The sequence below is a fragment of the Roseicyclus marinus genome (assembly GCF_030163795.1).
GTDB classification, from domain to species: Bacteria; Pseudomonadota; Alphaproteobacteria; order Rhodobacterales; family Rhodobacteraceae; genus Roseicyclus; species Roseicyclus marinus.
Genome location: NZ_JASJOF010000002.1, coordinates 277,572 through 299,443 on the forward strand (window position 1 = coordinate 277,572; position 21,872 = coordinate 299,443).

The 21,872-nt window shown below is 65.9% G+C and carries 22 protein-coding genes and 2 tRNA genes; 16 read left to right on the top strand and 8 right to left on the bottom strand.

Annotated features, from left to right (window positions below):
- Positions 1 to 14 precede the first annotated feature (14 nt).
- The 7 genes from QQK63_RS04160 to hisH all read left to right on the top strand — a co-directional run bounded on the left by QQK63_RS04160 (position 15) and on the right by hisH (position 8,267).
- Positions 15 to 1,160: an alpha-hydroxy acid oxidase gene (locus QQK63_RS04160; RefSeq protein ID WP_277827246.1), complete on the top strand. Its 1,146-nt coding sequence runs from the start codon at positions 15 to 17 to the stop codon at positions 1,158 to 1,160.
- Between the two features lie 138 nt (positions 1,161 to 1,298).
- Complete coding sequence (locus QQK63_RS04165) at positions 1,299 to 4,739, top strand: pyruvate carboxylase (RefSeq protein ID WP_277827244.1); 3,441 nt, start codon at positions 1,299 to 1,301, stop codon at positions 4,737 to 4,739.
- Between the two features lie 64 nt (positions 4,740 to 4,803).
- Positions 4,804 to 5,421, top strand: coding sequence for a glutathione S-transferase family protein (locus tag QQK63_RS04170; protein WP_277827242.1), 618 nt, complete (start codon positions 4,804 to 4,806; stop codon positions 5,419 to 5,421).
- A gap of 94 nt (positions 5,422 to 5,515) precedes the next feature.
- Positions 5,516 to 5,590: transfer RNA gene (locus QQK63_RS04175), tRNA-Gly, on the top strand.
- Positions 5,591 to 5,860: 270 nt separating this feature from the next.
- The gene (locus QQK63_RS04180; RefSeq protein WP_277827240.1) at positions 5,861 to 6,973 is read left to right on the top strand and encodes a DUF1972 domain-containing protein; all 1,113 of its coding nucleotides are present in this window, start codon (positions 5,861 to 5,863) and stop codon (positions 6,971 to 6,973) included.
- 63 nt (positions 6,974 to 7,036) lie between these two features.
- Positions 7,037 to 7,624 carry an imidazoleglycerol-phosphate dehydratase HisB gene (gene hisB / locus QQK63_RS04185; RefSeq protein ID WP_277827238.1) on the top strand — a complete coding sequence of 196 codons (588 nt, stop codon included), beginning with the start codon at positions 7,037 to 7,039 and terminating at the stop codon, positions 7,622 to 7,624.
- Positions 7,625 to 7,628: 4 nt separating this feature from the next.
- Positions 7,629 to 8,267 carry an imidazole glycerol phosphate synthase subunit HisH gene (hisH, locus tag QQK63_RS04190; protein WP_277827236.1) on the top strand — a complete coding sequence of 213 codons (639 nt, stop codon included), beginning with the start codon at positions 7,629 to 7,631 and terminating at the stop codon, positions 8,265 to 8,267.
- 28 nt (positions 8,268 to 8,295) lie between these two features.
- Here hisH and QQK63_RS04195 read toward each other — a convergent pair whose 3' ends face one another.
- Entirely contained in the window at positions 8,296 to 8,694 is a 399-nt protein-coding gene (locus QQK63_RS04195; protein ID WP_277827234.1) for a DUF2147 domain-containing protein, read from the bottom strand.
- Positions 8,695 to 8,840: 146 nt separating this feature from the next.
- Between QQK63_RS04195 and hisA the strand changes: the two genes are divergently transcribed.
- The 3 genes from hisA (at position 8,841) to QQK63_RS04210 (ending at position 10,717) form a co-directional block, all read left to right on the top strand.
- Positions 8,841 to 9,557, top strand: coding sequence for a 1-(5-phosphoribosyl)-5-[(5-phosphoribosylamino)methylideneamino]imidazole-4-carboxamide isomerase (hisA, locus tag QQK63_RS04200; protein ID WP_277827232.1), 717 nt, complete (start codon positions 8,841 to 8,843; stop codon positions 9,555 to 9,557).
- 75 nt (positions 9,558 to 9,632) lie between these two features.
- On the top strand, positions 9,633 to 10,394 hold the full coding sequence (gene hisF, locus QQK63_RS04205) for an imidazole glycerol phosphate synthase subunit HisF (protein ID WP_277827230.1): 762 nt from the start codon (positions 9,633 to 9,635) through the stop codon (positions 10,392 to 10,394).
- An 8-nt stretch (positions 10,395 to 10,402) separates the two neighbouring features.
- Entirely contained in the window at positions 10,403 to 10,717 is a 315-nt protein-coding gene (locus QQK63_RS04210) for a phosphoribosyl-ATP diphosphatase (protein WP_277827228.1), read from the top strand.
- A 75-nt stretch (positions 10,718 to 10,792) separates the two neighbouring features.
- On the opposite strand, the gene QQK63_RS04215 is transcribed toward QQK63_RS04210, so the two are convergent.
- From QQK63_RS04215 to rlmB, 4 genes are all read right to left on the bottom strand, one after another.
- Complete coding sequence (locus QQK63_RS04215) at positions 10,793 to 11,266, bottom strand: CoA-binding protein (protein WP_277827226.1); 474 nt, start codon at positions 11,264 to 11,266, stop codon at positions 10,793 to 10,795.
- Positions 11,267 to 11,448: 182 nt separating this feature from the next.
- Positions 11,449 to 11,904, bottom strand: a complete 456-nt coding sequence (locus tag QQK63_RS04220) for a YHS domain-containing (seleno)protein (protein ID WP_277827223.1) — start codon at positions 11,902 to 11,904, stop codon at positions 11,449 to 11,451.
- A gap of 125 nt (positions 11,905 to 12,029) precedes the next feature.
- Positions 12,030 to 12,353, bottom strand: a complete 324-nt coding sequence (locus QQK63_RS04225; protein WP_277827221.1) for a hypothetical protein — start codon at positions 12,351 to 12,353, stop codon at positions 12,030 to 12,032.
- Between the two features lie 10 nt (positions 12,354 to 12,363).
- Positions 12,364 to 13,146 carry a 23S rRNA (guanosine(2251)-2'-O)-methyltransferase RlmB gene (gene rlmB / locus QQK63_RS04230; RefSeq protein ID WP_277827219.1) on the bottom strand — a complete coding sequence of 261 codons (783 nt, stop codon included), beginning with the start codon at positions 13,144 to 13,146 and terminating at the stop codon, positions 12,364 to 12,366.
- 139 nt (positions 13,147 to 13,285) lie between these two features.
- Here rlmB and QQK63_RS04235 point away from each other — a divergent pair.
- From QQK63_RS04235 to QQK63_RS04245, 3 genes are all read left to right on the top strand, one after another.
- Positions 13,286 to 13,369, top strand: a tRNA-Tyr gene (locus tag QQK63_RS04235).
- Positions 13,370 to 13,652: 283 nt separating this feature from the next.
- Complete coding sequence (locus tag QQK63_RS04240; protein WP_277827217.1) at positions 13,653 to 14,330, top strand: sugar transferase; 678 nt, start codon at positions 13,653 to 13,655, stop codon at positions 14,328 to 14,330.
- A 68-nt stretch (positions 14,331 to 14,398) separates the two neighbouring features.
- A complete protein-coding gene (locus tag QQK63_RS04245; RefSeq protein ID WP_277827215.1) occupies positions 14,399 to 15,421 on the top strand; it encodes a hypothetical protein in 1,023 nt (340 codons plus the stop codon).
- A 64-nt stretch (positions 15,422 to 15,485) separates the two neighbouring features.
- Here QQK63_RS04245 and clpX read toward each other — a convergent pair whose 3' ends face one another.
- Both clpX and QQK63_RS04255 read right to left on the bottom strand, forming a co-directional pair.
- A complete protein-coding gene (clpX, locus tag QQK63_RS04250) occupies positions 15,486 to 16,751 on the bottom strand; it encodes an ATP-dependent Clp protease ATP-binding subunit ClpX (protein WP_277827213.1) in 1,266 nt (421 codons plus the stop codon).
- A 151-nt stretch (positions 16,752 to 16,902) separates the two neighbouring features.
- Entirely contained in the window at positions 16,903 to 17,535 is a 633-nt protein-coding gene (locus QQK63_RS04255) for an ATP-dependent Clp protease proteolytic subunit (RefSeq protein WP_277827822.1), read from the bottom strand.
- A 149-nt stretch (positions 17,536 to 17,684) separates the two neighbouring features.
- On the opposite strand from QQK63_RS04255, the gene QQK63_RS04260 reads away from it, so the two are divergent.
- Both QQK63_RS04260 and QQK63_RS04265 read left to right on the top strand, forming a co-directional pair.
- The gene (locus QQK63_RS04260; RefSeq protein WP_277827211.1) at positions 17,685 to 18,347 is read left to right on the top strand and encodes a class I SAM-dependent methyltransferase; all 663 of its coding nucleotides are present in this window, start codon (positions 17,685 to 17,687) and stop codon (positions 18,345 to 18,347) included.
- Positions 18,348 to 18,365: 18 nt separating this feature from the next.
- Positions 18,366 to 19,559 carry an FAD-binding domain-containing protein gene (locus QQK63_RS04265; RefSeq protein WP_277827209.1) on the top strand — a complete coding sequence of 398 codons (1,194 nt, stop codon included), beginning with the start codon at positions 18,366 to 18,368 and terminating at the stop codon, positions 19,557 to 19,559.
- An 89-nt stretch (positions 19,560 to 19,648) separates the two neighbouring features.
- Here QQK63_RS04265 and QQK63_RS04270 read toward each other — a convergent pair whose 3' ends face one another.
- Positions 19,649 to 20,446: a creatininase family protein gene (locus tag QQK63_RS04270; RefSeq protein WP_277827207.1), complete on the bottom strand. Its 798-nt coding sequence runs from the start codon at positions 20,444 to 20,446 to the stop codon at positions 19,649 to 19,651.
- A 208-nt stretch (positions 20,447 to 20,654) separates the two neighbouring features.
- On the opposite strand from QQK63_RS04270, the gene QQK63_RS04275 reads away from it, so the two are divergent.
- Positions 20,655 to 21,869: an acyl-CoA dehydrogenase gene (locus tag QQK63_RS04275; RefSeq protein WP_277827205.1), complete on the top strand. Its 1,215-nt coding sequence runs from the start codon at positions 20,655 to 20,657 to the stop codon at positions 21,867 to 21,869.
- Positions 21,870 to 21,872: the final 3 nt, after the last annotated feature.

Here is a 21,872-nt window from a genome sequence, read left to right on the forward strand (position 1 = left end):
TTGTCTTGCGCGCCATGGACCTTCATGCACGCTACCCCGCCCTTTCCGACCTCAAGGCCCGCGCGCGGCGCCGCATCCCGCATTTCGTCTGGGAATATCTCGACAGCGCGACCGGGGCCGAGACCAGCACCATCCGCAACCGCGCCGCGCTCGACGCCGTGCTGTTCCGCCCCGCCGCGCTGCGGGGCGAGATCACACCAGACCTGTCCACCAACCTGATGGGCCGCACCTATCCCGCGCCCTTCGGGATCGCACCCCTTGGCATGTCGGGGCTGATCTGGCCCGAGGCGGAACGCCTCCTTGCCCGCCATGGCGCGCGCGCGGGGATCCCCTACACGCTCTCGACCGTGGCCACCCGCACGCCCGAGGATCTGAAGGCCGAGATCGGCGACCAGGGCTGGTTCCAGATGTATCCGCCCCGCGCCCCCGAGATGCGCGACGACATGCTGCGCCGCGCCCTTGAGGCCGGATTTCACACCCTCGTCCTGACCGTGGATGTGCCCGCCGCCTCGCGCCGCGAACGCCAGACGCGCGGCGGCCTCGTGCAGCCCCCGCGCCTGACGCCGCGCTTGCTGGCGCAAGTGGCGCTTTGCCCAGCCTGGGCCATCGGCATACAGGCGACGGGAATGCCGCGGATGCGCCTGATGGACAGCTATGCCGACCAGACCAAGACCGGGCCGCTGCCCTCGACCGCGCATGTGGGCTACCTTTTGCGCGCCGCCCCCGATTGGGAATACGTCCGTGCGCTTCGTGACGGCTGGCAGGGCAAGTTGGTGCTCAAGGGCGTGATGGAGGAAGAGGTGGCCGCCAAGGCAAAAGGCGCGGGCGTCGATGCCGTCTGGGTCTCGAACCATGCCGGCCGCCAGTTCGACGGCGCACCCGCAAGCCTCGATGTCCTTCCCGGCATCCGCGCCGCGACCGACCTGCCGATCCTCTTCGACAGCGGCATCACCGGCGGGCTTGACGTGATGCGCGCCCTCGCGCTGGGGGCGGATTTCGTGATGATGGGCCGGCCGTGGCATTACGCGCTCGGCGCGCTGGGACGCGAAGGACCCGCCCATTGGCACGACATCCTTGTCAAGGACATGACCTCCAACATGGCGCAGATCGGCGCCAACAGCCTTTCCGACCTGCCCGCACGGCTGGCCGGCAAGACCTGAGCGGGGCGCGCCCGCCCCACAGATTTCACCTGAAAACAAAGGCCCCGCAATCCGCGGCAGGGACGCACTCAACCGTTGCCGCAGTGCGGAATGCCCCTTACACAAGCATGAGTTGCAAGACGAAAGGCGCGTGTGCAGATGGCCGAATTCAAGAAAATCCTCATCGCCAACCGTGGCGAGATCGCGATCCGCGTCATGCGCGCGGCGAACGAACTGGGCAAGCGCACCGTCGCCGTCTACGCCGAAGAGGACAAGCTGAGCCTGCACCGCTTCAAGGCGGACGAAGCCTACAAGATCGGCGAAGGGCTGGGCCCCGTCGCGGCCTATCTCTCGATCCCGGAAATCATCCGCGTCGCCAAGGCGAGCGGCGCCGATGCGATCCATCCGGGCTACGGGCTTTTGTCCGAAAACCCCGATTTCGTCGACGCCTGCACCAAGGCGGGCATTACCTTCATCGGTCCCAAGGCCGAAACCATGCGCGCGCTGGGGGACAAGGCCAGCGCACGCCGCGTCGCGATCGAGGCGGGCGTGCCGGTCATCCCTGCGACCGACGTGCTCGGCGACGACATGGAGACCATCGCACGGGAAGCCGCCGAGATCGGCTATCCCCTGATGCTCAAGGCCAGCTGGGGCGGCGGTGGCCGGGGCATGCGCCCGATCCAGTCGGAAAAGGAATTGGCCGAAAAGGTCCGCGAGGGCCGGCGCGAGGCCGAGGCCGCCTTCGGCAATGGCGAGGGCTATCTCGAAAAGATGATCCTGCGCGCCCGCCACGTCGAGGTGCAGATCCTCGGCGACAGCCATGGCAACATCTACCACCTCTACGAGCGCGATTGCTCGGTTCAGCGCCGCAACCAAAAGGTCGTGGAACGCGCCCCCGCGCCCTACCTGTCCGAGGCCCAGCGCGAGGAAATCTGCATGCTGGGCAAGAAGATCTGCGAGCATGTGAATTACGAATGCGCGGGCACCGTCGAATTCCTGATGGATATGGAGACGGGCAAATTCTACTTCATCGAGGTGAACCCCCGTGTGCAGGTTGAACATACCGTAACCGAAGAGGTGACGGGCATCGACATCGTGCGCGCCCAGATCCTCATCGCCGAAGGCAAGAGCCTGACCGAGGCGACGGGAACGGCCAGCCAATATGACGTGAAGCTGGACGGCCACGCGATCCAGTGCCGGATCACGACCGAGGATCCGACCAACAATTTCATCCCCGATTACGGCCGCATCACCGCCTATCGCGGTGCGACGGGCATGGGCATCCGGCTGGACGGCGGCACGGCCTATTCGGGGGCGGTGATCACCCGGTATTACGACAGCCTTCTGGAAAAAGTCACTGCATGGGCGCCCACGCCCGAGGCGGCCATCGCCCGCATGGACCGCGCGCTGCGCGAATTCCGCATCCGGGGCGTGTCGACGAACATCGCCTTCGTCGAGAACCTGCTGAAACACCCGACCTTCCTGAACTACCAGTACCACACGAAATTCATCGACCAGACGCCCGAGCTGTTCGATTTCAAGCCGCGCCGCGACCGCGCGACGCGCATCTTGACCTATATCGCCGACATCACCGTGAACGGTCACCCCGAGACCGAGGGGCGCCCCCTGCCCGCCGCCCATGCGCGCGACCCCAAGCCCCCGGCGCTGCGCGCGGAAACCCCGCCCTCGGGCACCCGGAACCTGCTGGAACAGCACGGGCCCGAGGCGGTGGCGAACTGGATGAAGGAGCAGACGCGCCTTCTGATCACCGACACGACCATGCGCGACGGCCATCAATCGCTTCTGGCCACCCGGATGCGCTCGATCGACATGATCAAGGCCGCCCCCGCCTATGCCGCGAACCTGCCCGAACTCTTCAGCGTCGAATGCTGGGGCGGCGCGACCTTCGATGTCGCCTACCGCTTCTTGCAGGAATGCCCGTGGCAGCGCCTGCGCGACATCCGCGCGGCCATGCCCAACATCATGACCCAGATGCTTTTGCGCGGTGCGAACGGGGTGGGCTACACCAATTACCCCGACAACGTGGTGCAGGGCTTCGTCAAACAGGCGGCCGACAGCGGCGTCGACATCTTCCGGGTCTTCGACAGCCTCAACTGGGTCGAGAACATGCGCGTCGCCATGGATGCCGTGCAGGACGCTGGCAAGATCTGCGAGGGCACGATCTGCTATACCGGCAATATCCTCGATCCCGACCGCGCCAAGTATGACCTCAAATACTACGTGAAAATGGCCAAGGAGCTGGAGGCCGCGGGCGCCCATGTATTGGGTCTCAAGGATATGGCGGGCCTTTTGAAACCGGCCTCTGCCGCCGTGCTGATCCCGGCGCTCAAGGATGCGGTGGACCTGCCCATCCATTTCCACACCCATGACACGGCGGGCATCGCCTGCGGCACGATCCTTGCGGCCTCCGCGGCGGGCGTCGATGCGGTCGATTGCGCGATGGATGCGCTGTCGGGGAACACGTCACAGGCCACGCTCGGCACCATCGTCGAGGCGCTGCAATTCACCGACCGCGACACCGGCCTCGACATCAAGGCGATCCGCGAGATCAGCGATTACTGGGAGGCCGTCCGCGCCCATTACGCCGCGTTTGAATCCGGCATGCAGGCCCCGGCGTCGGAGGTCTATCTGCACGAGATGCCGGGCGGCCAGTTCACCAACCTCAAGGCGCAGGCGCGCTCCATGGGGCTGGAAGACCGCTGGCACGAGGTCGCCCAGACCTATGCCGATGTGAACCGGATGTTCGGCGATATCGTCAAGGTCACGCCCTCCTCCAAGGTGGTGGGCGACATGGCTCTGATGATGGTCTCTCAGGGCCTGACGCGCGACGACGTGGAAAACCCGGAAAAAGAGGTCGCTTTCCCGGATTCGGTCATCGACATGATGCGCGGCAATCTGGGCCAGCCGCCGGGCGGCTTTCCTCCCGGCATCCTGAAAAAGATCCTCAAGGACGAGGCGCCGGTGCTCGACCGCCCCGGCCTGCGCGTGCCGCCGGTCGATCTCGACAAGACCCGCGCCGAGCTTTCCGACACGCTCGAGATGGAGGTCGATGGCGAGGATCTGATGGGCTATCTCATGTATCCCAAGGTCTTCACCGACTATGCCGCGCGCCACAAGGTCTATGGCCCGGTCCGCACCCTGCCCACCCGCACCTTCTTTTATGGGATGGAACCCGGCGAACAGATCGAGGCGGAAATCGACCCCGGCGTGACACTGGTGATCCAGCTTCAGGCCGTGGGCGAGACCACCGATGACGGCGAGGTCAAGGTCTTCTTCGAACTTAACGGCCAACCCCGGATGATCCGCGTCCCCAACCGCAAGATCGCGGCCAAGACCGTCAAGCGCGCCAAGGCAGAGACCGGCAACCCGGCCCATATCGGCGCGCCGATGCCGGGCGTCGTGGCCTCGGTCGCCGTCACGGCGGGGTCCAAGATCAAGACGGGCGATCTTCTACTAACCATCGAGGCGATGAAGATGGAAACCGGCCTTCACGCCGAACGCGACGCGGTGGTCAAAGCCATCCATGTCACCCCCGGCGGCCAGATCGACGCCAAGGACCTGCTGATCGAACTGGAATGATCCCACATGGCGCCCCGGCCGGGCCATGTCCCGGTCGGCCGCGCGCAGCGCAAAGGGCCAAGTTGTGACCGACCTCCTGCTCTACGGCCATGCCGACTCGGGCCATGCCTGCAAGGTGGCGCTGGCACTGTCCCTTGCGGGCCTGCCCCATGAGACGGTCACCGTCGACATCTGGGCCCCGGCCGAGACGCGGCCCGCGGCCTTTCTCGCAGCCAATCCCGCCGCCGAGGTGCCGGTCCTGATGATCGACGGCGCGGCCCATGTGCAATCGGGCGCAATCTTGCTGGAGCTTGCCACGCGCTTTGCCTGCCTCGGCGGCGACACCCCGCAAGGTCTGCGTCGGGGTCGCGAATTGCTCCTGTGGGAGGCGAACCGCATCGGCATGTGCCTGCCGCAACTCAAACAGGCCCGCCTGGACGACGGCCGTGGCTATCCGCCCGATGTGATCGACTGGCTGACCGCCCGCTACCGCACCGATTGTGCCCGCTTCGACCTCCTGCTGGGGGCGGGTCCGTTCTTTCACGGGCAGGCGCCCGGCATCGGCGATTGCGCCATCTGGGGCTATACCCAATGGCTCCCCGAGGCCGGGATGACCCCCACGCCCGCGATGAAAGACTGGCTTGACCGGATGCGCGCCCTTCCCCAGATGCGCCCGCCCGCGGCCTTCTTTCCCCCCGCCTGAGACAGGCCGCGGCGGCCGCGCGAAAACCGCGCCCGGGGGCGCAAATTCCCCCTTGCACGCCCCCGCACTTGGCCCTAAACACCGCCTCCACAGAGCGGGTGTAGCTCAGGGGTAGAGCATTACCTTGCCAAGGTAAGGGTCGTGAGTTCGAATCTCATCACCCGCTCCAGTCGCAAGAAGCCGGGTCCGAAAGGTCCCGGCTTCTTCCGTTTCAGCCCCCCCCCTCATGCGGCCCCGGCCCTGCGCGTCCGGCTTGAACCCCGCCCCGATCCTGATAGCCTCGCACCCGTAGAACCAGCCTACCATCAGTGTGTAACCAGTCAGGTTCTCGTCATGCCCACATCCCCCCGGACCGTCCGGTGCCCCCAGCCCTCGTCCCGCCCGGCCTGACGCGCCGCGCCGGGACAGCACACCGCCCCCCGGCCCCGCGCCCGCATCCATGACCGGCTCCACCCCGACCACGGGTCGAATCGCCCTCCTCGGCACGGTGGGCGTGCCCGCCCGCTACGGCGGCTTCGAAACGCTCGCGACCGAGCTTATCCACGCCGCCGAAGCGCAGGGCCTCTCGGACAGGTTCACCGTCTGGTGCAGCGCCAAGCAAACCGGCCCCGAGCGTCCGGCAAGCTACCGAGGCGCGCATCTGCACTACCTCCCGCTGTCGGCCAATGGCGCGCAATCCATCGCCTATGACGCGCTGTCGCTGCGGCAGGCCGCGCAAACCGACCATGACGCGGCGCTGCTTCTGGGGGTCTCGGGGGCCATGGCCCTGCCCTTCATCCGCGCCCGCTCGCGCATGCGGATCATCGCCCATCTCGACGGCATCGAATGGCAGCGCCCCAAATGGGGCCGCCTCGCCCGCACCATCCTCCGGCGCTCCGAGGCGATGGCTGCCCGCCACGCCGATGTGATCATCGCCGACAATCCCGAGATCGCCACCCATATCCGCCAAAGCTACGGCCGCGAGCCGGTCGAAATCGCCTATGGCCACGAACATGCGCTGTCCACAACACCCGCGCCCATCGACGATCTCGCCCTGCCGCCCGCCTATGCCTTCGCGCTGGCGCGCGCCGAACCCGAGAACAACCTCGCCACCATCCTCGCGGCCTTCACCGAAAACCCGTCCCATCTGCCGCTCGTGGCCATGGCCAATTGGCAGGCGACGGGCCATGGCCGCGCGCTCCGCAGCCGCTACGCGGATCATCCCCATATCCGCCTCCTCGACGCCGAATACGACCCCGGGCGCCTGCGCGCGATCCGCAGCCGCGCAACGCTCTACCTGCATGGCCATTCCGCCGGCGGCACCAACCCGGCCCTCGTCGAGATGATGGGGATCGGCCGCCCCGTCGCCGCTTGGGATTGCAGCTTCAACCGCGCGACCACCGGCGGGGCGGCAGCCTATTTCGACAGCGCCCGCAGTTTGCGGGCCCTGATCCCGGTCCTGACCGATCCGCGTCTCGCCCACGGCATGGCCGCCGAATTGCGCGCCATCGCCCGCCGCCGCTACCGTTGGCGCGATGTCACGCAGGCCTATTTCCACCTCCTCGGCCTCTGACGCGCCCTTTCCCCGCGCGCCCCCCGCGTCTATAGAACCCCCGAACCAGACGGAGCGGCCGCCATGCGCACAGCCACCATCACCCGCAAGACCAACGAGACCGCGATCGAGATCACGGTGAACCTCGACGGCACGGGACGCCATGACAACCAGACGGGCGTGGGCTTCTTCGACCACATGCTCGACCAATTGGCCCGCCACGCGCTGATCGACCTGACCATCCGCTGCGAGGGTGACCTGCACATCGACGACCACCACAGCGTCGAGGATGTGGGCATCGCGCTGGGTCAGGCGCTGACACAAGCCTTGGGCGACAAGCGCGGCATCCGCCGCTACGGCAGCTTCCACCTCGCCATGGATGACGCGCTCCTGCGCGCGGCGCTCGACCTGTCGGGGCGGCCCTATCTGGTCTGGGACGTGGAGTTTCCCACCCAGAAGATCGGCACCTTCGACACCGGACTGGTGCGCGAATTCTTTCAGGCGCTCTCGACCCATGGCGGCCTCACGCTGCATGTGACGAAACTCGCAGGAATCAACAGCCACCACATCGCCGAGGCCGCCTTCAAGGCGGTCGCCCGCGCCCTGCGCGAGGCGGTCGAACCCGATCCCCGGCAATCGGATGCCATCCCCTCGACCAAGGGGATGCTCTGATCCGATGACGACGGTCCTGATCGACTACGACTCGGGCAATCTGCATTCCGCCGAGAAAGCGTTCCAGCGCATGGCGGAGGAGGGCGGGCACGGCCCTGTCCTCGTCACCGCCGACCCCGATGCGGTCGCCCGCGCCGACAGGATCGTCCTGCCCGGCGACGGGGCCTTTCCCGCCTGCCGTCGCGGCCTTCAGGCCATCGACGGGCTGGAGGAGGCGCTGGTGGAGGCCGTCGAAACCCGCGGCGTGCCCTTTCTGGGCATCTGCGTCGGGATGCAGATGCTGACCTCATGGGGCCGCGAATACGAGGATGTCCGCGGCTTTGGCTGGATCCCGGGCGAGGTGACGCGCATCACCCCCGCCGATCCGGCGCTAAAGGTTCCGCATATGGGCTGGAACGATCTGGTGATCGACCAGACCCACCCGGTTCTGGCGGGGATCGAAACCGGCGATCACGCCTATTTCGTCCATTCCTACGCCATGCAGACCACTGAGCCCGCTCATCTTCTGGCGCATGTCGATTACGGCGGGCCGGTCACGGCCGTCGTGGGCACCCGCAACGTGGTGGGCGCACAATTCCACCCGGAGAAAAGCCAGCGCGCGGGGCTGCGCCTGATCGCCAATTTCCTCGACTGGCGACCCTGACGCGCAGCGCGCCCCGCGCGCCTGAGGTTCAGTTGACGCGGCTCCAGACACCGCCCTCGCGGCAGACAGCGCCGCCCATGACGCAGCCCGACACGCTCAAACCATTGCCCGTCCGCTGCAACCGCGACCGGTATTCCCGATCCCGGTCCGGCGAATAGAGCATCCCGCGATACTGACCCGGCTCGCCCGTCGGATTTGTGTCCCAGATGATCTGGCGGCCGACATTGTCGCTTTGCATGTTCGCCCCCGACGCGTCGAAGGCCTGCACCAACGTCCCGCACAGCGCTGCGCCGCATTGGGTGATGCGAATGATGCCGGTGTTGCCGTTGTCGTCTGGCGCGGTGCGCCAATCCCCGATCAACTCGTCCGCCATGGCGCTGCCCGCCATCGACAGGGCCGCAACGACGCCCAGAATGATCTTACGCACGGTGTTTCTCCTCCCATGGACCCGTGGCGCAAACCTGCGAAAAGCGCCCGCATCTTGTCCAGCGTGACGTTGCGAAACGGCCCGCCCTTGCCCCTTCCCCCGCGCTTTGCCAAAAGCGCCGGGAATTGCAGCGAAAGGCCTACCCGATGATCCTCTACCCCGCCATCGACCTCAAGGATGGTCAGGCCGTCCGGCTCCTGCGCGGCGCGATGGATCAGGCGACCGTCTTCAACACCGATCCGGCCGCACAGGCGCGCGCCTTTCAGGATGCGGGATGCCACTGGCTCCACCTCGTCGACCTGAATGGGGCCTTCGCAGGCCAGCCGGTGAACGGTGCCGCGGTCGAGGCGATCCTCGCCGCCACCTCCGTCCCCGCCCAGCTCGGCGGCGGCATCCGCGACATGGCGACGATCGAAGGCTGGCTTTCGCGCGGCATCGCCCGCGTCATCCTCGGCACGGTCGCCGTCGAAAACCCCGATCTCGTGCGGCAGGCCGCGCGCGCCTTTCCCGGTCAGGTCGCCGTCGGCATCGACGCCCGCAAAGGCCGCGTCGCCACCAAGGGCTGGGCCGAGGAAACCGACGTGATGGTCACCGACCTCGCCCACGCCTTCGAGGATGCGGGGGTCGCGGCCATCATCTACACCGATATCGACCGCGACGGCGCGATGGGCGGCCCCAACATCGCAGCCACCGCCGATCTCGCGCGCGCCACCTCCATCCCCGTCATCGCCAGCGGTGGCGTCTCGTCGCTTGCCGATCTCATCGCCCTGCGCGACACCGGCGTCATCGCGGGCGCGATCTCGGGCCGCGCGCTCTACGACGGGGCCCTCGATCTGGCCGAGGCGCTGGCGACGCTGGCCTGATCCTTCATCTTCCCCCAAATACGGACGGCAGAACGCCACCTTCCCTCACCCCCGCCAATCGGCTAGGCAGCTTCCATGCTCAAGACCCGGATCATCCCCTGCCTCGATGTCGCCGATGGCCGCGTGGTCAAGGGCGTGAATTTCGTCGATCTGATCGACGCGGGCGATCCCGTGGAACAGGCCAAGGCCTATGATGCCGCGGGCGCCGACGAGCTTTGTTTCCTCGACATCCATGCCACGCACGAGAATCGCGGCACGATGTACGACCTCGCCACCCGCACGGCCGAACAATGCTTCATGCCGCTGACCATCGGCGGCGGCGTCCGCACGGTCGAGGATGTCCGCAACCTGCTGCTCGCCGGGGCCGACAAGGTCAGCTTCAACTCCGCCGCCGTGGCCGACCCCGATGTCGTGGCGCGCGCCGCCGACCGCTTCGGCAGCCAGTGCATCGTGGTCGCCATCGACGCCAAGACCGTGGCCCCCGGAAAGTGGGAGATCTTCACCCATGGCGGCCGCAAACCCACCGGCATCGACGCGGTCGAGTTTGCCCGCATGGTCGTGGCCAAGGGCGCGGGCGAAATCCTTTTGACCTCTATGGACCGCGACGGCACCAAATCAGGCTTCAACCTGCCCCTCACCCGCGCGGTGGCCGATGCCGTCCCCGTCCCCGTCATCGCCTCGGGCGGCGTCGGCACGCTCGACCACCTCGTCGAAGGCGTGACCGAAGGCCATGCAAGCGCGGTTCTCGCCGCCTCCATCTTCCATTTCGGCACCTATTCCATCGCCGAGGCCAAGGCGCATATGGCCGCCGCAGGCATTCCCATGAGATTGAACTGAGGCCGACCATGAGCGACGACACCCTCTCCCGGCTCGCCGCCACCATCGCCGCGCGCAAGGGCGCCGATCCGGACACCTCCTGGACCGCGAAACTCCTGTCCAAAGGCCCCGAGAAAGCGGCCGAGAAATTCGGCGAGGAAGCCGTGGAGGCCATCATCGAAGCCGTGAAGGGCGACCGCGACCGCCTGACGGCGGAGGCCGCGGATGTCCTCTACCACCTCCTCGTCATGCTCGCCGCCCGCGACGTGACGCTCGACGATGTGCTGGCGGAACTCGACCGGCGGCAGGGCCAATCCGGCATCGCCGAAAAAGCCGCCCGCTAAGCCGAAAAACTCGAGTTTTTCGTCCGGGAAAACTGCAGTTTTCCCATCCGGAAATCTGCAGATTTCCGCCCACCTTCACAGCTTCGACGAAATGATCCCCGTGGCGAACCCGCCCATCCTGAGCTCGCCAAACAGTCGCTGATACTCGATCTTGGGGCAGCGGTTCTGGATCACCGTGATCCCCTCCGCCTCCGCGCGTGCCGCAGCCTCCGCATGGGTCACGCCGATCTGCATCCAGATGACCTTGGGCCGATGCGCCAGCGCCAGCGCCTCCTCGACGATCTCGGGCACCGCCTCGGGCTTGCGGAAAATGTCGACCACGTCGACAGGCTCGGTCACATCCGCCAGCCGCGCCTTGACCTCCACGCCCCACAACGTCGTGCCCGCCTGCCCCGGATTGACCGGCACCACGCGGTAGCCCTTCAGCGTCAGGTACCGCCCCACGTAATGGCTCGGCCGCACCGGGTTGGGCGACACGCCGATACAGGCGAAAACGCGCGATGTGCGCAGGATCTTGCGAAGCAGATCGTCGGAGGGTGTCTCTGTCATGACGCGACACTGCCACAGCCCGCGCCCAAGAAAAAGCGCCCGCAGCCATCAAGGGCGCGGGCGCAAGTCACGGAACGAGGGACAGTGATGGACGCAAGGTGTTCCGAACCAGGCGTCATGAGATGCATATGGGCCACAGCCTGACGGATTAAAGAAATCCTACGAAAACGTGATCCGACCGCTCAGCCAAGGATCGCGGGCCAATTCGCCTCGCCCGCGGCGATCACATCGGGCAACTCGGCGCTCCACAAACGCCGCGCGCGCAGGCTCGCGTTCAGGAACAAACGCCCTTCGTGGATCGACCAGGCTTCGGGGATCGTCGGCGCAAGATAGCCACGCGACGCCGCAAAGGCGCAATAACCGCCAAAGGCCGGGGCATGGCGCTCGGGCTCTGCGGCAAAGGTCGCGCGATTGGCCTCCGACGCGAACAGCCACCGCGCCCCGTTCCAGTCATGGCCGATGTCCGGGTTGCCGGGCACGGGCCCCTGCTCGGCGAAATAAGCGACCGGGTCGATCCCGTGGATCGCGACGCCTCGGGGCTGGAACACCATCGGCTCGGCTGCACGCGCCGGACGCGCCAGCACAAGGCCCGCCGGGGCAAGGGCAAGAAACCCGACAATCATGCGACGGCTCGGCATGGGCGCGCCCTCCCTGGATCACTCTTGATCCGCAGCTTGCCAGACAAGCCGCAGCCCCGAAAGATCCCCCACGAAACCGTGACGCCGCTTGATGTTGGCCGTGACCTTGGCCCGCACCCCGGACCTCAGTCGAAGATCTCTTCCACCACGTCCTCGACCATGTCCCAAACCTCGCCCAATGCGCGCTTCCACAGCGATTTCCTGCGCTTGACCGGGCGGGGCGGCAGGCGATCTTGCGGCATCGGGGGCAGGGGCGCACCATGGGGCGCGCGCGCCCGCGGGCTGGGCTTCTTGGGATGGGCCGGATCGGGGGCTTTCAGCCATTTCATCTCGTGAAGCGGCGCACCGCACGACCCACAGGCCAATTCATGCCCGCCCCGCGCCGTCAGCTGCAGCGCCTGCCGCATCCCGCAATAGGAACAGGTGGCGATCTTGGTGGAATGGGGCATCGGCCCTCCCCTACAGGTTTCTCACCGCATATAGGGACACTGCCGCCGCGTTCGAGACGTTGAGCGACCCGAAAGCCCCCGTTGCCGGGATCCGCACCAGATGGTCGCACAATTCGCGCGTGCGCGCCCGAAGCCCCGGCCCCTCCGCGCCCAGAACCAGCGCCACGGGCCGATCCGTCAAGGTCGCGGCCACGGCACCGATCTCCGCCTCTCCCTCGCCATCCAGCCCCAAGACGACATAGCCCATGTCCTTCAGGGCCTCGATCGCATTGCCAAGGTTCTGCACCCGCAGATAGGGTTGACGCTCCAGCGCGCCGCTCGCCGTCTTGGCCAAGGCACCCGTCTCCGGCGCGGCATGGCGGGCGGGCGCGACCACGGCGCGCGCCCCGAACACCTCGGCCGACCGCAGAATGGCGCCCACGTTATGCGGATCGGTCACTTGGTCGAGCAGCACCAAACGTGGCGCCGCCCCGCCATCGCCCAACGCCACATCCTCCAACCGCCCCCAATCCAGCGGCTTGACCTCCAGCGCAGCACCCTGATGGACCGATCCGGGGTCCAGCGGTGCGGTGAACTTGCGCGGATCCGCGATCTCGGGCTCAAGTCCCCCGACCGCGATGGCGTCATGCAGCTTGTCCTCGGCATTCTTGGTCAGCACGAGCCGTAACTTGACGCGCGCGGGGTTCATCAGCGCATCACGCACTGCATGCAGACCGAAGAGCCACACGGTCTCCGCCGCCGCTGCCCGCCGCCCGCGTTCTTTCTCGATGACCCAGCTCGGTTTCTTCGCCACGCGCCCTCTCCCGGCCCCGCTTCATTCCTCCGGGTTACGCGCGCCGCCCCCGCTTGCCAAGGCCCACCGCGCGCCGCGTTTCCCGGCGGTGTTTTCCGGTTGACGGCTCCAGCCCCCCCGATTATCCAGCGCTCGCGTCGGGCGACGTGCTGCAAGGTGCGGCAGCGGACTGTAACTCCGCCGGGGAGACCCATGCCTGGTTCGATTCCAGGGTCGCCCACCATTCCCCCCCAAGCATCGTCTCTTGCCTCGCTGCCCGCCCGCGCCCGTCGAATCGACGTCGGCCATCGGGCCCGTCCCGGTGCCGGTTTTTTGGCGCCGGGGCCCTGCCCCGCCTGACCATGGCCATTGCATTTTTGCCGCATCGCCCCGGTCAGCACCTGTTTTTTCAGCCAATTCTCTACAACCGGCCCACACCCTCCCTCTGTCGCTTGCCCAATGGGCATCCGCGCCCTAACACAATCCCTGTAGTGTCCTGTGTTGTTTGTGTGTGTGCGGGTTCGCGTATGTCCTATGTGCCCAAGGTCGATGGCTTTCGTGCGCCGCCTGTTGCGACGCCAATCCGCCGCCCCATCGTCGTCGTCCGCCGTGACAGCCATCTGCAAACTTGGTTAAAACGCGCCTTCGACCTCGGCTTCAGCACCGTGGTGCTGCTTCCCGCCCTGATCGTCGTGGCCTGCGTCCTTTTGGCGGTGAACCCGTTCCTGAACCCCGGCCCGCTCTTTTACGCGCAAAAGCGGATGGGGCGGGGCTGCAAACCCTTCCGCGCCTACAAGTTCCGGACGATGGATGTCCGCCCGCGCGGCATCCGCGGCCCCGACGACCCGATCGAGATCCACCGCATCCGCCCCGTGGGAAACCTGTTGCGCAAATCCCGCTTCGACGAATTGCCCCAGATCCTCAACGTCTACCGCGGCGAGATGAGCCTGATCGGCCCCCGCCCCGATTACTTCCGCCACGCCAGCCGCTACCTGCACACCATCCCCGGCTACCGCGAACGCCACGCCGTTTTGCCCGGCATCAGCGGGCTGTCGCAGGTGCGCCACGGCTATGCCGCCGGACATTTCGCCACCCGCCTCAAGACGCGGACAGATCTGGAATATATTCGCCACGGCTGTTTCCGGCTCGACATGTGGATTGTCTGGCGCACCATGGTTACGGTCTTCCGTATGCGCGGCGCGTGATCGGGCTGGCATCCGCCCCCTGCTGAGGCTAGCGTCCTCCGGGTAACGATCCCGGTGACCTTGCCCCCATGCCCTCGCGCGACCCGCTCCAGACGACCCCCGCCCACGGCCCCTTCAACGTGGTCATCGTCGCCCAGGCCGGTCGCCTCGAATACGAGGCGCTGCTTTTCGCCGCCTCCTTCCGGGCCTTCAATCCAGATTTCGCCGGGCGCTTCCTGATCGCCGAACCCCAGCCGGGTCACCGCTGGCCCCGCGATCCGCGCATCGCCAATGCGGATCTGCGCGCCATGCTGACCGGCGATTTCGGCGCGGAAATCCTGCCCTTCGAAAGCCGTCATTTCGGCGACAGCTACCCCTATGGCAACAAGATCGAGATGCTCTCGGCGCTTCCCGCCGATGAACCCTTCGTCTTCTTCGACACCGACACGCTGATCACCGGCGACCTGACGCAGGTGCCGTTCGATTTCGACCGCCCCTCGGCCTCTTCCCGCGTCGAAGGCACCTGGCCCGAGATCCAGCTCTACGGCCCCGGCTATACCGCGACATGGAAAGCGCTCTACGACCGCTTCGGCCTCGATTTCGACGCCTCGCTCGACCTGTCGCAGCCTGATGAATACTGGCGCCGCTACCTCTATTTCAACGCGGGCTTCTTCTACTACCGCGACCCGGCCGAATTCGGGCGGCGTTTCCTCGACTACGCCCTGTCCATCCGCGACGACCCTCCGCCCGAATTGGTCTGCCAATCGCTCGATCCGTGGCTCGACCAGATCGCCCTGCCGCTGGTGATCCATGGCCTTGGCGGCGGGCGCGACGCCTTGCCCCCGGGCTATCTCGACGGCAGCCATTCGTGCCATTACCGCGTCCTGCCGCTGGCCTATGCCCGCGAGGATCAGCGCGTGATCGATGTACTGGAACAGGTCAGCGCCCCCAACAAGATCAAGAAGATCCTCAAGGGCCACGAGCCCATCAAACGCATGATCTACCAAGGCAAGGGCGCCAAGGCCCGCGCGCTCTTCGACCGGGCCAACCTGCCCCGCCGCGAACAGGTGATCCGCAACACGCTCAAGCGCGAGAAACTCTGGCTCCGCTGACATCACCCTCAAACGAAAACGGCCCCGCCCATGGGGCGAGGCCGCTTGCAATCCTGGTGAAATCTCAGCCCGCCGTCGCCGGCTCTTCCTTCTTGCGTTCGGAATAGATCATCAGGGGCTGCGCCTCGGATGTGACGGCCTCCTCGTTCACCACCACTTCTTCCACGCCCTCGGTGCTGGGCAGGTCGAACATGGTGTTGAGCAAGATATCCTCCATGATCGACCGCAGGCCGCGCGCCCCGGTCTTGCGCGCAATCGCCCGCTTGGCGATCGCCTTCAGCGCATCATCGGTGAACTTCAGCTTCACATCTTCCAGCTCGAACAGCCGCTGGTACTGCTTGACCAGCGCGTTCTTGGGCTCGGTCAGGATCGTGACCAGCGCCGCCTCGTCCAGATCCTCCAGCGTGGCGATCACGGGCAGACGGCCCACGAATTCCGGGATCAGGCCGAACTTCAGGAGATCCTCGGGCTCCAGATCCTTGAAATACTCGCCCACGGTCTTGGAGGCCGGGTCGCGCACATCGGCGCCAAAGCCCATGGCCGACCCCTTGCCGCGCTGCGCGATGATCTTGTCGAGCCCCGCGAATGCGCCCCCGCAGATGAACAGGATGTTCGTCGTATCCACCTGCAGGAATTCCTGCTGCGGATGCTTGCGCCCGCCCTGCGGCGGCACGCTTGCGACTGTGCCCTCCATGATCTTCAAGAGAGCCTGCTGCACGCCCTCGCCCGACACGTCGCGGGTGATCGACGGGTTGTCCGACTTGCGCGTGATCTTGTCGACCTCGTCGATATAGACGATGCCACGCTGCGCGCGCTCCACGTTGTATTCGCTGGCCTGCAACAGCTTGAGGATGATGTTCTCCACATCCTCGCCCACGTAACCGGCTTCGGTCAGCGTCGTCGCATCCGCCATGGTGAAGGGTACGTCGAGAATCCGCGCCAGCGTCTGCGCCAAGAGCGTCTTGCCGCAGCCCGTCGGGCCAATCAGCAAGATGTTGGACTTCGACAATTCGATGTCGGATTTGCCCGAATGGTTCAGACGCTTGTAATGGTTGTGCACAGCCACCGACAGCACGCGCTTGGCATGCATCTGGCCGATCACGTAATCGTCCAGCACGTCGCAAATCTCCTGCGGCGTCGGCACCCCGTCCGAGGATTTCAGACCCGAGGTCTTCGTCTCCTCGCGGATGATGTCCATGCACAGCTCGACGCATTCGTCGCAGATGAACACCGTGGGCCCTGCAATCAGCTTGCGGACCTCGTGCTGGCTCTTGCCGCAGAACGAGCAATAGAGCGTGTTTTTCGAGTCGCCGCCGGAAGAAGTCGCCATATCGTCCACCTTTGATACCTAGGGGTGGGGGGCCCCCGACCCGGGTCAAACCCGGGCCGAAATTTCAGGAAAGCCTAGAACAGGCCAACCGTCATCACAATGTCAAATTCCCCGCGGGGGTCCGACGACCACGAGACTGTGACCCGCGCCGTCACTTGCCCTCGCTCTCCGCGGGGACGCGATTTTCCACGATCTGGTCGATCAGGCCCCAGTCCTTGGCCTGCTCGGGATCCATGAAATTGTCCCGCTCCAGCGCGTCGACCACGGTGTCGAAATCCTGCCCGGTGTGCTTGACGTAGATCTGGTTCAGCCGGTCCTTCAGCTTCTGGGTCTCCTTGGCATGGATCATGATATCCGTCGCCTGACCCTGATAGCCACCCGAAGGCTGGTGAACCATGATGCGCGAATTGGGCAGGCTGAACCGCATGCCCTTTTCCCCCGCCGTCAGCAAAAGCGACCCCATCGAGGCCGCCTGCCCGATCACCAGCGTCGAAACCTTGGGCTTGATGTACTGCATCGTGTCGTAGATCGACAGGCCGCTCGTCACCACGCCGCCGGGGCTGTTGATGTACATGCTGATTTCCTTCGACGGGTTCTCCGCCTCCAGATGCAACAGCTGTGCCACGATCAGGCTGGCCATGCCGTCATGGACCGGACCCGAAACGAAGATGATCCGCTCCTTCAGGAGCCGCGAAAAGATGTCATAGGCCCGCTCGCCCCGGCTGGTCTGTTCGACCACCATCGGCACGAGGGTGTTCATGTAGTGCTCGGTCGGATCAATCATCGCTGCCTCGGCCCCAGATACATTGCGCATGTCATGCCCTGAGTCTTAGTGGTCGCATGGGGGGGCTGCAAGGGCGGGCCGGCGCTTGACTTGTCGAACCGGATCGGAAAACAGGCAGATCAGTCTTTGGAACTCCCCGGGGGTGGATCATGGTCCGGCAATCTTCGCTCACGCTCGCCTCCGAATGTACGGTGGCCGAACGCGCGGCCATGACGCAGGCGCTTGAACAGGCGGGCTTTACCGGCGCGCATCTGGAACTGGGCACCGCGGCGGGCGGCACGCTCAAGGAGTTGATGGGCATCTACCCAGATGCGGCAACACGCCCCCCCTTCCATGTCATCGACCCGATGACCTATTTCCCCGACCAGCTCACCAAGGTTCGCACCAACCTGACGAATGCGGGCATCGATCCCGACAGCGTCCGCTTCCATATCGGCACCTCGGCCGATTTCCTGCCCGTGGCGCGCGCCGAAGGCTTGCGCTTCGATTTCGTCTTCATCGACGGCGATCACCGGCACCGCCCGGTTCTGGCCGATCTGGCGCTGGCCGATTTCGTCAATCCCGGCGGGCTGATCGCACTGCATGACAACGGCCCGAAATTTCCGGGCGTGGGCTGGGCCATCGACCGCTTCCTCGCCCGCAACCCCGGATACGAGCGCGTCACGCAGGCCGAAACCCTCACCCTCCTGCGCAAGACCCAAGCCGCCGGTCCCGTCCGCATCCTGGGCCTCGATCTGGCCGAGGCATCGGTGACCCAGGTGCTGTCGCGCTGGCGTCAATCCTACCGCAAAAGGCTGGCCCGCCGCGCCTGACCGCCTAGATCGGGCGGCATGATCAACACCGCCCTCCCCCCCGCCACCCGTACCGAGGCGATCGCGCGTCTCAGCCGCTTCGTGCCCCATGCAGGCCGCGATTACGCCGCGCAGCGCAACCATGACCTGCCGGGGCACCCCCATGTCTCGACCCTCTCGCCATGGCTGCGCCACCGCCTGATCACCGAAGCCGAGGTTTTGCAGGCCGTTCTCGGCCGCCATTCGCTGCAAGCCGCCGAGAAATTCGTGCAGGAAGTCTACTGGCGCACCTATTGGAAAGGCTGGCTCGAATTGCGCCCTGCTATCTGGGGCGACTACCGCGCGGGCCTTGACCGCGTTCTGGCCGATGCGAGCCTCACCGACCGTCTGGCGCAGGCCGAGGCCGGGCAGACCGGCATCGCCTGTTTCGACGCATGGATGCAGGAACTGGTCGCCACCGGTTACTTGCACAATCACGCGCGGATGTGGGCGGCCTCGATCTGGATCTTCACCCTCCGCCTGCCGTGGGAGGCTGGGGCCGATCTCTTCTTGCGTCACCTGCTGGACGGCGATCCGGCCTCCAACACGCTGTCATGGCGCTGGGTCGCGGGTCTCCAGACCAAGGGCAAGCATTACCTCGCCCGTCCCGACAACATCGCGAAATACACCGGCGGTCGGTTCCAGCCCACGGGGCTTGTGACCGATGCCGAACCCCTGCGCGGTCCCGATGCGCCCAAGCCGCGACCCGCGCCCGGGGGCGACCTGCCCCGCCCCGGCCTCAAGACCGCGATCCTCCTGACCGAGGAGGACCTGTCGCCCGGTTTCCTGCTCGACGCGCTCGACGGCCCGCCCGTGGCCCATGCCGCCCTTCTCGCGGTCACGGGCCGCTCGCCCCGCCCCGTCGCCCCGCGCGTCCTCGACTTCACCCGCGCCGCCATCACCGATGCCCGCGACCGCTGGTCCGACCGCATGGGCGCGGCAGGTCCCCTGACCGATGATGTCACCGCGCTGGCCGCATGGGCGTCCGAGGCCGGGATCGACCAGCTTGTGACCGCCTATGCCCCGGTCGGTCCGGCGGCCACCGCGCTCTCGCGGCTCGACCGCGTATTGGCCGATGAGGGGATCACGCTCGTCCGCCTGCTCCGTCCCTACGACGCCTCCGCATGGCCCCACGCGACCCACGGCTTCTTCCGCTTCAAGGAGGCGATCCCCAGCCTTGTCGCGGAATTGTGAGCAAACTTGTGGATAAGTTAAGTCACGGTTCGATAGGTGATAGTCCGTTAGGAAATCGTCCGGAACTTTCAGGATCGCTTAACGGATTTTCACAATCCTTTAACCGGATCGAAACGCTGCATGTCGCGCAACAGCGCGATGAAACCTTGGGTCTGCGCGGCCAGATCCGCCTCGCCCAACTCGGCCGTCGCACGCGACGCATCGCCCACGGTTCCCTTGGGGTTCAAGTCATTGGCCAGCCATCCCAAATTCGCATCGGCCATGTGATAACCCAATTTCGCCGATCCCTGCCGCAACGCCGTCTGGCGGCTCTCGAAATTCTCCACCAGATCGCCGCGCACCAGATCAGGCCGGCTCGCCAACATCATGGAAGTCTCTGATAATCCACCATGAATATCGACCATCGGCCCATCGGGATAGGTATAGACCCGCGCGCCGCCCAACCGCGTCCAGGCCGTCGTCGCCACCGCCATGCCAAGCGTCTGCCGCAGCTCGCGCGCCACGATCTCCATCGGCGCGACATTGCCGCCATGGCTCGTGACGATGACCATTTTCTTCAGCCCCGCCCGTGCCACGCTTTGCCCGATCTCGATCCAAGCCCGGATCGCGGTCTCCCAAGTCAGCGTCAAAGTGCCCGCAAATTCAATATGTTCGTTCGATTTGCACACCTGCTGCACCGGCAGGAAACTGGCGGGAACATCCCCCGGCAAAGCGTCGATGACCCGCGCCACCATCGCTTCCGCAAGGATCGCATCGACCCCCACGGGCAGATGCGGACCATGCTGCTCGATCGCCGCGATCGGCAGAACCGCGATCCAACCTGTTGTATCGCTTTCGGAAAATTCGCGCGTCGTCATCTCGCGCCAGATCGGTCTTGGCAGGCTCATGCTATCCTCCGTTTCCTCGCTGATCAGACCCGCCCGAAGGCACGTCCATGCCCGGCACCGCGCCAACCGCGAACATCCACCAGATTGCCCGCTTTCCGGGCATCGCACCAGTGAAACGCCCAAGCGCGCATCACCCGCGGATTCCCAACCCGGGGTTGCACAATCGGTGCGAATGATATGAATCGAGACAAGCCACAGGAGATACGCCATGCCCGACGGACACACCCGCCACACCGGCCCCTCGCTTGCGCCCTTCGACTGGGCCGACCCTTTCCACCTTGCCGAACAATTGTCCGAAGAGGAACGCATGGTCGCCGAAAGCGCGCGGGCCTATGCGCAGGACAAGCTTCTGCCGCGCGTCAACGATGCCTATCTGAACGAGACCGTAGCCCCTGAAATCTTTGCGGAAATGGGCGCCATGGGCCTCCTGGGCGTCACGATCCCCGAGGAATTCGGCGGCATCGGCGCCGGCTATGTCACCTATGGTCTCGTCGCCCGCGAGGTCGAGCGCGTCGACAGCGGCTACCGGTCGATGATGTCGGTCCAGTCTTCGCTCGTGATGTATCCGATCCACGCCTATGGGACCGAGGCGCAGAAGGCCAAATACCTTCCCGGCCTCGCCGCCGGAACGCTCATCGGCTGTTTCGGCCTCACCGAACCCGACGCCGGGTCCGACCCTGCAGGCATGAAGACAACGGCCAAGAAAACCGCCGATGGCTATGTCCTGAACGGTGCCAAGATGTGGATTTCCAACAGCCCCATCGCCGATGTTTTCGTTGTCTGGGCCAAATCCGAGGCACATGGCGGCAAGATCCGCGGCTTCGTGCTGGAAAAGGGCATGAAGGGTCTCAGCGCCCCCAAGATCGGCGGCAAGCTGTCCTTGCGCGCCAGCGTCACGGGCGAGATCGTGATGAAGGATGTGGAAGTCGGCGAAGACGCGCTTTTGCCCGGTGTCGAGGGGCTCAAGGGCCCCTTCGGCTGCCTGAACCGCGCACGCTACGGCATCGCCTGGGGCGTGATGGGCGCGGCCGAGGAATGCTGGCACCGCGCGCGCCAATACGGGCTTGACCGCGTGCAATTCGGGCGTCCACTGGCCCAGACACAGCTGTTCCAGAAGAAACTGGCCGACATGCAGACCGAGATCGCACTAGGCCTTCAGGCGGCGCTCAGGGCGGGCCGGATGATGGACGAGGGAAGCTGTGCGCCCGAGGTCATCAGCCTGATCAAGCGCAACAATTGCGGCAAGGCGTTGGATATCGCGCGGGCCGCGCGCGACATGCATGGCGGCAACGGGATCATGGCGGAATACCACGTCATGCGCCACGCCCAGAACCTCGAGACGGTGAACACCTACGAGGGCACGCATGATGTCCATGCGCTGATCCTTGGCCGCGCACAGACCGGGCTTCAGGCGTTTTTCTGATCC

Excerpts from the sequence above, each read along its gene's own strand:
- QQK63_RS04160 (WP_277827246.1), top strand. The coding sequence starts at position 15 with ATGGACCTTCATGCACGCTACCCCGCCCTTTCCGACCTCAAGGCCCGC.
- QQK63_RS04165 (WP_277827244.1), top strand. The coding sequence starts at position 1,299 with ATGGCCGAATTCAAGAAAATCCTCATCGCCAACCGTGGCGAGATCGCG.
- QQK63_RS04180 (WP_277827240.1), top strand. The coding sequence starts at position 5,861 with ATGACCGGCTCCACCCCGACCACGGGTCGAATCGCCCTCCTCGGCACG.
- hisB (WP_277827238.1), top strand. The coding sequence starts at position 7,037 with ATGCGCACAGCCACCATCACCCGCAAGACCAACGAGACCGCGATCGAG.
- hisH (WP_277827236.1), top strand. The coding sequence starts at position 7,629 with ATGACGACGGTCCTGATCGACTACGACTCGGGCAATCTGCATTCCGCC.
- hisA (WP_277827232.1), top strand. The coding sequence starts at position 8,841 with ATGATCCTCTACCCCGCCATCGACCTCAAGGATGGTCAGGCCGTCCGG.
- hisF (WP_277827230.1), top strand. The coding sequence starts at position 9,633 with ATGCTCAAGACCCGGATCATCCCCTGCCTCGATGTCGCCGATGGCCGC.
- QQK63_RS04210 (WP_277827228.1), top strand. The coding sequence starts at position 10,403 with ATGAGCGACGACACCCTCTCCCGGCTCGCCGCCACCATCGCCGCGCGC.
- QQK63_RS04215 (WP_277827226.1), bottom strand. The coding sequence starts at position 11,266 with ATGACAGAGACACCCTCCGACGATCTGCTTCGCAAGATCCTGCGCACA.
- QQK63_RS04220 (WP_277827223.1), bottom strand. The coding sequence starts at position 11,904 with ATGCCGAGCCGTCGCATGATTGTCGGGTTTCTTGCCCTTGCCCCGGCG.
- QQK63_RS04225 (WP_277827221.1), bottom strand. The coding sequence starts at position 12,353 with ATGCCCCATTCCACCAAGATCGCCACCTGTTCCTATTGCGGGATGCGG.
- QQK63_RS04240 (WP_277827217.1), top strand. The coding sequence starts at position 13,653 with ATGTCCTATGTGCCCAAGGTCGATGGCTTTCGTGCGCCGCCTGTTGCG.
- QQK63_RS04245 (WP_277827215.1), top strand. The coding sequence starts at position 14,399 with ATGCCCTCGCGCGACCCGCTCCAGACGACCCCCGCCCACGGCCCCTTC.
- clpX (WP_277827213.1), bottom strand. The coding sequence starts at position 16,751 with ATGGCGACTTCTTCCGGCGGCGACTCGAAAAACACGCTCTATTGCTCG.
- QQK63_RS04255 (WP_277827822.1), bottom strand. The coding sequence starts at position 17,535 with ATGATTGATCCGACCGAGCACTACATGAACACCCTCGTGCCGATGGTG.
- QQK63_RS04260 (WP_277827211.1), top strand. The coding sequence starts at position 17,685 with ATGGTCCGGCAATCTTCGCTCACGCTCGCCTCCGAATGTACGGTGGCC.
- QQK63_RS04265 (WP_277827209.1), top strand. The coding sequence starts at position 18,366 with ATGATCAACACCGCCCTCCCCCCCGCCACCCGTACCGAGGCGATCGCG.
- QQK63_RS04270 (WP_277827207.1), bottom strand. The coding sequence starts at position 20,446 with ATGAGCCTGCCAAGACCGATCTGGCGCGAGATGACGACGCGCGAATTT.
- QQK63_RS04275 (WP_277827205.1), top strand. The coding sequence starts at position 20,655 with ATGCCCGACGGACACACCCGCCACACCGGCCCCTCGCTTGCGCCCTTC.